The 11,159-nt window shown below is 35.7% G+C and carries 14 protein-coding genes; all 14 read left to right on the top strand.

The genetic code is table 11. The features are described from left to right. Nucleotides 1-45: 45 nt before the first annotated feature. The 14 genes from DXA74_RS14835 to DXA74_RS14770 all read left to right on the top strand — a co-directional run bounded on the left by DXA74_RS14835 (nucleotide 46) and on the right by DXA74_RS14770 (nucleotide 11,159). Nucleotides 46-603 (top strand): TerD family protein, encoded by a 558-nt coding sequence (locus DXA74_RS14835; protein WP_118528898.1) that lies wholly within the window; start codon nucleotides 46-48, stop codon nucleotides 601-603. Between the two features lies 1 nt (nucleotide 604). Next, nucleotides 605-1,261: a TerD family protein gene (locus DXA74_RS14830; RefSeq protein WP_118528896.1), complete on the top strand. Its 657-nt coding sequence runs from the start codon at nucleotides 605-607 to the stop codon at nucleotides 1,259-1,261. Nucleotides 1,262-1,286: 25 nt separating this feature from the next. Then, a complete protein-coding gene (locus tag DXA74_RS14825) occupies nucleotides 1,287-1,901 on the top strand; it encodes a stress protein (protein ID WP_118528894.1) in 615 nt (204 codons plus the stop codon). Nucleotides 1,902-2,022: 121 nt separating this feature from the next. Further along, on the top strand, nucleotides 2,023-2,574 hold the full coding sequence (locus tag DXA74_RS14820) for a TerD family protein (RefSeq protein WP_118528892.1): 552 nt from the start codon (nucleotides 2,023-2,025) through the stop codon (nucleotides 2,572-2,574). Between the two features lie 10 nt (nucleotides 2,575-2,584). Then, nucleotides 2,585-3,265: a TerD family protein gene (locus DXA74_RS14815; protein ID WP_118528890.1), complete on the top strand. Its 681-nt coding sequence runs from the start codon at nucleotides 2,585-2,587 to the stop codon at nucleotides 3,263-3,265. A 5-nt stretch (nucleotides 3,266-3,270) separates the two neighbouring features. Beyond that, nucleotides 3,271-3,993: a TerD family protein gene (locus tag DXA74_RS14810; RefSeq protein WP_118528888.1), complete on the top strand. Its 723-nt coding sequence runs from the start codon at nucleotides 3,271-3,273 to the stop codon at nucleotides 3,991-3,993. 6 nt (nucleotides 3,994-3,999) lie between these two features. Then, a complete protein-coding gene (locus DXA74_RS14805; RefSeq protein ID WP_118528886.1) occupies nucleotides 4,000-4,638 on the top strand; it encodes a VWA domain-containing protein in 639 nt (212 codons plus the stop codon). A gap of 84 nt (nucleotides 4,639-4,722) precedes the next feature. Beyond that, nucleotides 4,723-5,370 carry a VWA domain-containing protein gene (locus tag DXA74_RS14800; protein ID WP_118528884.1) on the top strand — a complete coding sequence of 216 codons (648 nt, stop codon included), beginning with the start codon at nucleotides 4,723-4,725 and terminating at the stop codon, nucleotides 5,368-5,370. 6 nt (nucleotides 5,371-5,376) lie between these two features. After that, nucleotides 5,377-6,015 carry a VWA domain-containing protein gene (locus DXA74_RS14795; RefSeq protein WP_118528882.1) on the top strand — a complete coding sequence of 213 codons (639 nt, stop codon included), beginning with the start codon at nucleotides 5,377-5,379 and terminating at the stop codon, nucleotides 6,013-6,015. An 11-nt stretch (nucleotides 6,016-6,026) separates the two neighbouring features. Next, nucleotides 6,027-6,680: an AIM24 family protein gene (locus DXA74_RS14790; protein ID WP_118528880.1), complete on the top strand. Its 654-nt coding sequence runs from the start codon at nucleotides 6,027-6,029 to the stop codon at nucleotides 6,678-6,680. Beyond that, entirely contained in the window at nucleotides 6,677-7,720 is a 1,044-nt protein-coding gene (locus DXA74_RS14785; RefSeq protein WP_118528878.1) for a TerY-C metal binding domain-containing protein, read from the top strand. The genes DXA74_RS14790 and DXA74_RS14785 overlap by 4 nt, the downstream gene beginning before the upstream one ends. Nucleotides 7,721-7,723: 3 nt before the next feature. After that, complete coding sequence (locus DXA74_RS14780; protein ID WP_233550578.1) at nucleotides 7,724-9,280, top strand: PP2C family serine/threonine-protein phosphatase; 1,557 nt, start codon at nucleotides 7,724-7,726, stop codon at nucleotides 9,278-9,280. A 1-nt stretch (nucleotide 9,281) separates the two neighbouring features. Beyond that, nucleotides 9,282-10,757 carry a helix-hairpin-helix domain-containing protein gene (locus DXA74_RS14775; RefSeq protein WP_118528876.1) on the top strand — a complete coding sequence of 492 codons (1,476 nt, stop codon included), beginning with the start codon at nucleotides 9,282-9,284 and terminating at the stop codon, nucleotides 10,755-10,757. A gap of 69 nt (nucleotides 10,758-10,826) precedes the next feature. Beyond that, nucleotides 10,827-11,159: a DUF4339 domain-containing protein gene (locus DXA74_RS14770; protein ID WP_118528874.1), complete on the top strand. Its 333-nt coding sequence runs from the start codon at nucleotides 10,827-10,829 to the stop codon at nucleotides 11,157-11,159.

Raw genomic sequence — 11,159 nt, 5'->3', positions numbered from 1 at the left:
AAAAAAAATATTTTATAATAGTGTTGCGGAATTAAGGATAATAATATGATAAACTTACAGAAAGGACAAAGAATTGAAATAGGTTTAAAGAATGTAGGAGTAGGCCTTGGTTGGGATCCAAATGAAAGTACTGGTTTTGAATTTGACCTTGATGCGTCTGCATTTATGCTTGCATCTGATGGTAAGTTACCACAGGATGAATATTTTGTGTTCTATAACAATACAGTTTCACCAGATGGTGCTGTAGAATCTTCAGGAGATGACCGTTCAGGCGGCAACAGCGATAGTGGAGATGATGAAACACTTACAGTGGATTTAAATAAGGTAAATCCTCAAGTAACAGAAATTGTGTTTACTGTAACGATACATGAAGCTGATGTCCGCAAACAAAACTTCGGACAAGTACGTAATTCATATATTAGAATTTTTAATTCAGTAACTAATGAAGTAATAGCAAAGTATGAACTTGATGAAGACTTTAGTATAGAGACAGCAGTAGAGTTCGGAAGGCTATATAAACATAATGGAGAGTGGAAATTTGAAGCTGTAGGAAAGGGATTTAAAGGTGGATTACAATACTTTGTAAATAAATATGTAAGATAAGATGGCAATAAATTTAATAAAAGGAGAGAATAGAAAGTTAGAGTTGAATAAATTCAAAGTTGGTTTAGGTTGGGATGTAAATGAAGATGCCTCTCAATGTGGCTTTGATTTAGATGTGGCTGCTTTCTTAATTGGTGCAAACAAGAAAACTATATCTGATGATTATCTAGTGTTTTATAACTCCGAGAAGAGAGTAAGACCTAATGATTTGTCAACTATAGTATCTTCATCGCTTTGGTCCAACAATGATAAATTAAGAAAAGAGTCAAGACCTGTTGATCCTGACCTGTCTGTTATTGGCTCAATAGATGACGAAGATGGACTCACATCAGAAGATGGTGATGACGAAATCATGGATATTGACTTGGATAAAGTAAATCCAGAGGTTCAGGAAATAATCATAACCGTTAGTATTTATGATTATATCAATAGAAAACAGAATTTCGGGCAAGTAGAAAGAGCATATGTTCGATTATATAAGCAAGGAAATGATGCTGAAGGAAAGGAAGACTATAGATATGATTTAACTGAAGACTTCTCGACTTGTGCTTCTGTAGAATTTTGTCGTATATATCGTAGAAATGGAGAATGGAAAATTCAAGCATCAGGTATCGGACATAAAGGCGGACTTGAAGAGTTAGTATCAAAGTTCATGTAAAAATAACTTTAATATAATTGTGTAAATGGCTATAATATTAGAGAAAACCGGAGACAAACACCGTATAGATTTAAGGAAACAAAATGAACCAATAAAGGGAGAAATAAAGATAAACTTGAATTGGAACGCAACATCAGGGAAAGGAATAGACCTTGATTTAGGTTGTTTCTATGAACTTAAGAATGGTAAGAAAAGGCTAATTGATGGTCTCCAGTTTTCTCATGGCCGTGGAGGAACTAGAGATAATGTAACAAACCAGGGTTGTTATACACAAGCACCCTATATTTGGCATAAAGGAGATGATAGGGATGGAAGTTCCGACACCGGTGAAACAATTCTGATTAACCCGGAAGGATTATCACAAATAAAAAGAGTTATAGTTTATGCTTTTATTTTTGAAGGTGTTGCCCGATGGTCCGAAACAGATGCCCAGGTTCAAATAATTATACCAGGGCATGAGGATATTTTAGTCAAATTAGGAGATTTAACATCAAATCTTAGATTTTGCGCATTAGCATCAATAGAGAATGAAGGAATAAACAATATAGAAATAAAAAAACTCATGACATTTCACAATAGTCATTCAGATTGTGATAAATGTTATGAATGGGGATTCAAGTATAATATAGGTAGCAAATGACATTGCAACATTGCAAGAGAATGCTAACTGATAATCTTCTTATTTTTATAATGTTGCATTTTTCCATAAAGCTCTGATTATCATTATAAATTTGCTTTGTAAAACTTTAAAATTATTAGTTATGATTAATCTTGAAAAAGGACAAAGAGTAAATGTTGAGATTCCCAAATTTACTATTGGCTTGGGCTGGGATACCAATGAATCCAGTACCGGCACAGATTTTGACTTAGATGCGTCTGCATTCATTTTAGGAGAAAACAAGAAATTATTGTCTGATGACTATTTTGTATTCTACAATAATCTTAAATCTCCAGATGGCGCAGTAGAACACACAGGAGATAACCTTACAGGAGAAGGTGAAGGTGATGATGAAAGCATCCGGGTTGATCTATCTAAGATAACATCAGAGGCTTGTGAGATTTGCTTCGTAGTGACGATCCATAAGGCAGATGAAAGAAAACAGAACTTCGGTCAGGTTCACAATTCTTTTATCAGAATTTATAACACCGACACTAATGAGGAAATATTAAAATACGAGTTAGAAGAAGATTTCAGCATCGAGACGGCTGTAGAATTTGGACGTTTGTATAAACGCAATGGCCAGTGGAAATTTGAAGCTATCGGTGTAGGTCAGAAACAGGATTTGGCAGAATATTTGAACAAATATCAATAATCTATTGAATATGGCTATTGAATTAAGGAAACTCGAAAAAGGGCAGAGAATCAACCTTGAAAAATCCAATGGAGCCAAGTTAGTAAACTTTTGTGTAGGCTGTAATTGGGGAGCTGTCGTAAAAAGTACATTTTTCGGGCTGAGTTCAAAGGTTCTGGATGTAGACTTAGACCTCAGTTGTTTAATGTTTGATGAAAATGGTCAACCTGTCGATCATATATGGTCACCATTATATCGCTTCGGTGACAAGAATATTGGTTTACCTAATGGCAAAACTGATTCAAGAGATGGTGCCTTGCACCATACCGGTGACGATACTGAAGGAGACCAAAATGGTGATGACGGCCTTGATAATGAGATTATCACAGTCGATTTATCAAGAGTAAATAACAATATAAACCAGATTGTATTCTTCCTCAATATATATAATACCCAAGAGTTTCAGGGAGACTTCTCTGATATTCCTTATGCCTCAATAAGAATGTATGAAGGTACACCAACAAAGGTAAATTCAGTTTTCGCACAATATGATGTAGCAACTCAGACGACTTGTAGAGGTATGAGAGGTCTGGTTATGGGTAAATTATACAAACGTAATGGAGATTGGAAATTTGCAGCTATAGGGGATGCCTTTGAAGACAGATCAATAGTAAACACTATAGCAAGAGTAATGAAAAACTATTCAAAATAAGAGATATGGCTATAAGACTTGAAAAAGGACAAAGAATAAACCTGGAAAAAGATTCTGGGACTAAACTTACAAATTTCTGTGTAGGTTGTAACTGGGGAGCTATTGAAACCCAGGAAATGAAGGAAGTCGTTGTAAGTGAGGGCTTCTTAGGGTTTGGAAGAAAGACTGAGATGCGTCCAGTAAAAAAAGAAATTGATGTAGATGTGGATTTGAGTTGCGTTATGCTTGACGCAAATGGTCAACTCGTTGATACATTATATTCACCAATGTATAAAAAAGAGTTCTTCACATCTGTAGGACTACCTATTGGAAAAGATTGGTCTAATGACAAATCTATGTTCCATACTCCTGACGATATAGAAGGAGATAAGGGAGGTGATGACGGACTTGACAACGAAATCATTACTGTTGATTTGTTAAAAGTTAATCCTCAGATTGAGCAGATTTTCTTTTTCCTTAATATTTATTCTCCTAAAAATATAGACTTCCTTCAAATTCCTTATGCGGCCATAAGAATGTATGAAGGTACACCAACAAAGGTAAATTCAGTTTTCGCAAAATATGATGTAGCTAAAACCCCTCAATTTGCAGGAACTGATGCTCTTATAATGGGAAAACTTTATAGGCGCAATGGAGAATGGAAGTTTGCGGCAATAGGAGATGCCTTCAAAGAGAATAATGATTTAAGACAAACAGTTAAAAGAATTATCAATCACTATTCAAAATAATAAATAATGAGAAGATTACCTGTTTATTTACTTTTGGACTGCTCTGGATCTATGTACGGAGAGCCGATTGAAGCAGTTAAAAATGGAGTACAGGTTCTGGTTTCAACATTGAGACAAGATCCGTATGCTCTGGAAACGGCATATTTAAGTATAATTACTTTCGATAGTAGCGCAAAACAAGTGACACCACTAACTGAGCTGTCATCATTCCAACAGCCTACAATAGAAGCTAATGGTTGCACAGCCTTAGGAGAAGCATTAACTCTATTGGCAAAAAGAGTTGATCAGGAAGTAACAAAAACTACAGCTGAGCAGAAGGGCGACTGGAAGCCGCTTGTTTTCATTATGACTGACGGTGTTCCTACAGATGACTTAAATAAAGGTTTGGCAGAATTTAAGAAGCGTAAGTTCGGTATGGTAGTAGCATGTGCTGCAGGTCAAGGTGCTGACACTAATGTATTGAAACAGATTACTGAAAGTGTTGTTCAACTTGATACAGCAGACAGTTCAACAATAAAATCATTCTTTAAGTGGGTATCGGCTTCTGTTAGTGCTGGAAGTATGAAAGTTGAAGATAGTGGTTCCGATGTTGGAACTATGAGTGAGTTGCCACCTCCACCTCCAGAAGTAAATATTGTAGTATAAAAAACATTCGTCTCGAATGAGTAGATGATTAATCATAAATAGTTTATGTAGGCAGAAGCCTACATAAACTTAAAAATACACATAATGAGAAGATTACCAGTTTACATAGTTATAGATACATCTACCTCAATGAGAGGTGAGCCAATAGAAGCTGTAAAAGAAGGATTAAGCTCATTGATAGAGTCTCTTCGACATGACCCTTATGCACTTGAAACAGTTTGTTTAAGTATTATTACATATCACAGTAAGGCAGAACAGATATTACCATTAACAGAAGTGTATAAAGTTATTCTTCCGGAATTGATTGCAAAGGGTCGTTCTGTTTTTGGGGAGGCATTATCTTTATTATGTAACAGGTATGATGAAGAGGTGCATAAGAATACTGCTGAACAAAAAGGAGATTGGAAGCCTTTAATGTTTTTATTGGCTGATGGAGGAAGCACCGGTCCTTTAGCCAAATCTATAGCAGAATTTAAGAAACGCACATTCAGTGTTGTTGTAGCATGCGCAGCAGGAAGTAAAGTTCATTCAGACGTACTTCAGAAGATAACCAAAAATATAGTGTATATATCTTCAAACAGAACAGAAGATATAAAGGCATATTTTAAATGGATATCAAATTCTATAGGTGCAACAAGTTCAAAAATTGACTATTGTGGTGATAATGATTTGTCATTGGAGGAATTACCACCTATGCCACAAGAAATAATGGTTTTACATAAAGATAGATAAGAAAATATGGCACGTAGATTACCAGTATATTTATTGATAGACACATCTGGCTCAATGAAAGGAGAACCTATTGAATCTGTCAAAGTTGGTATAGAATCAATGTTAAGCACATTGAGGAATGATCCCTATGCACTTGAGACAGTGAATATAAGCATTATTACCTATGATAGAAATGTAAAGCAGATATTGCCACTTACACCAATTGACGAATTACAAATGCCTGAAATTGTAACACCAGAAAGTGGGCCTACCAATATGGGAGAGGCATTGGAAATGTTGTTGAAGACAATGGAGAAAGAAGTCAATAAAGGCACTCAGGAGAAGAAAGGTGATTGGATGCCCTTATTGTTCTTGATGACCGATGGAAAGCCTTCGGACATTATGAAGTTTAAAGAGATGGTACCTAAGATTAAGGCAAGTAAATTTGCTACAGTTGTATGTTGTGCTGCAGGGCCAAAAGCTAAAACTGAAGAACTGAGCCAACTAACTGATAAAGTCTATCAGATAGATACTTTAGATGGAACAACTTTATCAAAATTCTTCAAATGGGTAAGCGGAATAATCGGGGAAGGAAACAAATCAATGGGAGCAACATCTGAATTATTGCTTCCTCCCCCCCCAGAAGAAGTGAATGTAGTTATTTAAGGACATACAAAATGAATTGTAAATTAATCGGTAACGTATATCAGGCTCTTGAAGTTACTCTTGAATCAAACGAATCATTTTATTCGGAGAGGAGTGCAATGATTTATATGGATTCAGGAATAGAACAAGAGATAACTTCATCCTCTAATGGAATAATGGGTACTCTTAGTTCAGTTTTATCGGGAGAATCCTTATTTATTGTAAGATATACCAACAGAGATAGGATACCGAGAAAACTGGTTATGTCCGGAAGAAGCGGGAGTTTAAAATACCTGAAAATCTCAGTTGGACAGAACTTGATATTAAAGAGGGGAGATTATGTTGCCTCAAACAATAAAGTTAACATTGATATTTCATTATCTATAAATAAATTCCTCACTGGTATTGGTCTAAGTTTTCAAAGGATCACAGGAGATTCTACAGTATTCTTTGATAGTATAGATACACTTATAGAAAGAGACCTGCAACCAGGAGAAGAAATAACAGTTGATGAGAATCATGTTAAGGCCTTACTGGGCATTAATGACAACCAGATATCTATACAGAGAAATACAAATATTATGAGAAACCTAGTCTCTGGAGAAGGATTTTTGATGACAAGAATTGTAGGACCAGGTAAGGTTTTCTTAAGTACATTACCATCTATAACAAATAAAAGAGTATGAGAAGATTACCAATATATTTTTTAGTGGATATTTCAGAATCCATGGTTGGAGAGCCTATTGAGCAGGTTCAAAAAGGGATGCGTACAATTATTCAAGAGTTACGTGTTGATCCTTATGCACTTGAAACTGCATTTGTATCTATTATCGGGTTTGCAGGTAAAGCAACTACTCTTTCACCTTTGACAGAGTTATATAAGTTTTATCCACCTGTATTCCCTATTGGAGATGGTACCTCATTGGGTGCTGCATTGGATTATTTGATGGATGAACTAGACAGTTCGATCCAAAAGACAACTATGGAAGTTAAAGGAGATTGGAAACCTATAATATTCCTGTTTACAGATGGTACACCAACTGATAATTACTCGTCAGCATTTGCAAGATGGAACAATAAATATAAACACAGTTGTAATTTAGTGGCCATATCAATAGGAGACAATGTTAATACACAAGTATTAGGTCAGATTTCCGATAATGTTTTAAGATTGAACGACACTGATGAAGAATCATTTTCTAGATTCTTTAAATGGGTAACAGCATCCATTAAAGCAACTAGCGTTTCAGTAACAAACTATTCCAATGATGAAGTTCAATTAGCTCCAACAACTGGTATAAATTTAGAGAAAGTTGATACATCCAAACCTTGTCTGATTGATGAAAATTTTGTTGTATTGTTGGGCAAATGCCAAACAACCAAACAGAATTATCTGGTAAAATATGCCAAAAGAATAAAAGATGGATATGATAGTGATAAGACACGCGGTATTTTCAAACTTGTTGGAGCATATCCTATCGATGGTGAGAAGTACAGTCAATTATCAGTACCAGGAAGTACGAATAGAAGTATAAACTCTAGAGAAATGACAGGAGTTCCAGCCTGCCCATGTTGCGGGAATCAACTTGGTGTTGTTATATGTGAATGTGGTAACATTTTCTGCGTTGGTGAAGATGGTAAAAGTTCGTGTCCTTGGTGTGGATTAGAAGGAACTCTTGATAGTACAGGGGAAGCCGGTGTAGATGTAAATAGAGGAAGGGGGTAAAGCATGAATATAGTTTCGAGCTTATTAGATAAACATGGTATTAAAGCCTCATTAGCTCAGGCCGATGATTTCGAGAAGTGGCTAATTGAAAAAAACTGGAATTTATATAATGAAGATAAGATGAATAATAGGGTCATTATAGGAAATGAAATAAAGAAACTTGGTATTAGATTTGCGAATGGAACCGTGAAGAAAGATTATAATGCGCAAATTGAAGTGCCATTCGATCTTGTAAGCGATATGTGGATAGAAGGTCTTGAACAGACCGGCCTTAACTGGACAGTTGAAGACTTCTGCAAGTGCGAAATCAAAGCTGATTCTTCTACAAATACCCATCAGGAAAATGAATTTAATAGTGCAAACGAGCTACAGGACAAGCCTGAAGTTATTTGTTTTTGTGAAGATAAAATTGATGAAGAAAAGCATAAGGGAGATAAATGTATACTTAAGATTTTTGGAAAGCCGCTAAAATCCGGAGACTTTACAATAAAGCTCTGTTATAAGCATTATGGGTGGATAGAAGGTGAACCAATAAGTTATATAAACATTCCAATTGCCTTTAACCCAGATCCTAGAACTTTATGGAAGAATATACCAACTCCGGAAAAGTCCTTATTCTATAAGCCGGACTCAGAGTGTGAATATATTAAGATTGAAGAATCACCAGAAACAGGCCCAAGAAAGGACATTGTTGCGGCAAGTCAACGTGGCCGTTCCCATGCTCAGGATGGAAAGGCGAGAGATGATCATTTCAAGATACATCATTGCGATGAATCTGACTGGTATATCTTAGCAGTTGCAGATGGTGCTGGTTCTGCAAAATATTCAAGACAAGGTTCAAGAATAGCGTGTGATACTGTAGTTGAATATTGCGTAAATAAGCTTAAGGACAGTACTGAACTTGAAGATGCTATCAGGGCATATAAGACAGCCGAAGATGAAGAATCGTCACGCAAGCAAATGGCAAATGTTATTTACAGTATTGTAGGTAATGCAGCTTTCAGTGCACATAAAACAATTAAAGAACAGGCCAAACAAACAGCAAACGATATACCAGGTGTTAGTATAAAGGATTTCGCTACCACTTTAATGTTCTCTATTTGTAAAAAATTTGATTTCGGATGGTTTGTTGCATCATACTGGGTAGGTGACGGAGCTATGTGTATATTCAATAAAGAAAAAGGCACATTCAAATTACTCGGTATTCCTGATGAAGGAGAGTTTTCAGGTCAAACAAGATTTCTTACTATGCCTGAAATTTTTAATGGAGGAAAAGCTATTATGGATAGATTAAGGTTCTCTATAGAAGAAGATTTTACTGCCTTGTTTTTAATGACTGATGGTATATCTGACCCTATGTTTGAGACTGAAAATAATCTTAACAGCTTCAATAAATGGGCAGAGTTCTGGAATAAACTAAAAACAGGTTTTCCTGATGATGAAATCAGCGGTGTTGATTTGAAGGATGATAATGAAGAATCAAAAGATCAGCTATTAAAATGGATGGATTTTTGGTCACCAGGAAATCATGATGATAGAACACTAGTAATACTATACTAATATGGCAAAAACAATAAAACTTACAGCAAGTGACGGAACTACAGTAGAATTTGTAGATGAAATTATTGGTTCCGGAGCAATGAAAGATGTATATTTCAGTCCTGACAAGTCATATGTAGTGGGGTTCTTCAGAACACCGCTTGATATAAATTCTAAAGATAGAATTCAGAATATTACAAGCACCTATAAGGAAAAGATATTCAATCAAGCAGGTGGAGAATATTGGAAGAAAATCTTTTGTTGGCCTGAGAAACTAGTAGAATGGAATGGTAAGGTAGGGTTAGTTGTTCCTGCATATAACAAGAATTTCTTTTTTTCAGGAGGGAGATTCAAAGGACAGGAAAAGGTAGGAAAATGGTTTGCTTCTGCAAAACTTAGAAATAAGTTCCTTGAAGATGACCAGAAAGGTAACTGGCTTACACATTTTCATATGTGCATACAATTGGCCAGAGGTGTTAAGAGATTGCATGCTGCAGGTCTTTCTCATTCGGATTTATCATACAATAATATACTTGTAGATCCAGTTACAGGTACTGCGAATATTATTGACTGTGATGGATTGGTTGTGCCAGGCAAATATCCACCTGATGTAGTAGGAACACCTGACTTTATTGCCCCTGAAGTTTTGGAAACAAGAGGATTAAAAAGGGATGATCCTAACAAAAAACTGCCTTGTATCCAAACAGACAGACATGCTCTTGCTGTATTGATTTATATGTATCTGCTATATAGACATCCACTTAGAGGTGGAAAAGTTAATGATTTGGATGCAGCAAAAGATGAAGAACTCTCAATGGGCAAAATGGCATTGTTTATAGAGCATCCTACGGATAAAAGTAACAGACCCAAAGTTGATCAACTTGCACCGAGTGAGTTGCCACAAGGTGATGTTACAAAATTACCCTATTCTATATGTGGACCGTATCTGAAGAGTCTATTTGATAGAGCCTTCATAGATGGATTGCATAACCCTAGTATGAGACCAACAGCAGATGATTGGGTAACAGCATTAGTCAAAACAACCGATTTGATGCAACCTTGTCAAAATCCTAAGTGTAAGGCTCACTGGTTCGTATTTGACAACAGTACAAAACCTAAATGCCCTTTCTGCGGAACTGAATATCATGGCCAGTTGCCGGTTCTGAATTTATACTATTCACCTAAACCAGGTACATACAGACCAGAAAATTACAGACTTATGGTATATAATAAACAAAGTCTGTACCTCTGGCATGTTAATCGTTTCATATTCCCGAATGAGACATTAACTGCAGAACAGAAAAAACCGGTAGGAGATTTCCATTTCTTTAATGGCAAATGGATATTGATAAACAGAAGTTTGGGTGATTTATGGGATAAGGATTTAGACAAGAAAATAGGAATAGGAGAATACGTGGAACTTACTGAAGGAAAGAAAATCCTACTGGGAAAGAATGATGGAGATAGACTTATTATTGTACAATTGGTAAATAATTAAAGGGTTCTATAGAGGAGAGGAATGTGAAAATAAATATGACCCGAACCCCTATTAAGTATGATTTGAAACATGATCTATATAGAAAGGAATAGTCAAAAATTTGGACCTTATGATGATAACGCTTTAATATCATATATAGAAAGCGGTCAGGTTCTCCTTTCTGACAAGGCTTATGATGATGATAAGAGAGTAAATACATCTGTTAGGCAATATATTAAGGACAAACATTTAAGGGCTAAAGTTAAGCATGCAGGTTCCTTTACCTATCAATTGAATAGAATAGGAACAGAGCTTCTTTTTCCCAAAGATGCTTTCACGAAGAAAAGTATTATATCAGATACGAGATTAATCCTTTTGGGACGAGACTGTCATATAAACTGTGTCATGACAAAAAAAGCATAA

Origin of the sequence: Bacteroides sp. OF04-15BH (assembly GCF_003477995.1) — a bacterium.
In the GTDB taxonomy this organism is placed as follows: Bacteria; Bacteroidota; Bacteroidia; order Bacteroidales; family Bacteroidaceae; genus Paraprevotella.
Note: the sequence above shows the minus strand (reverse complement) of the source record. Positions and strands in the feature narration are given on the sequence as shown.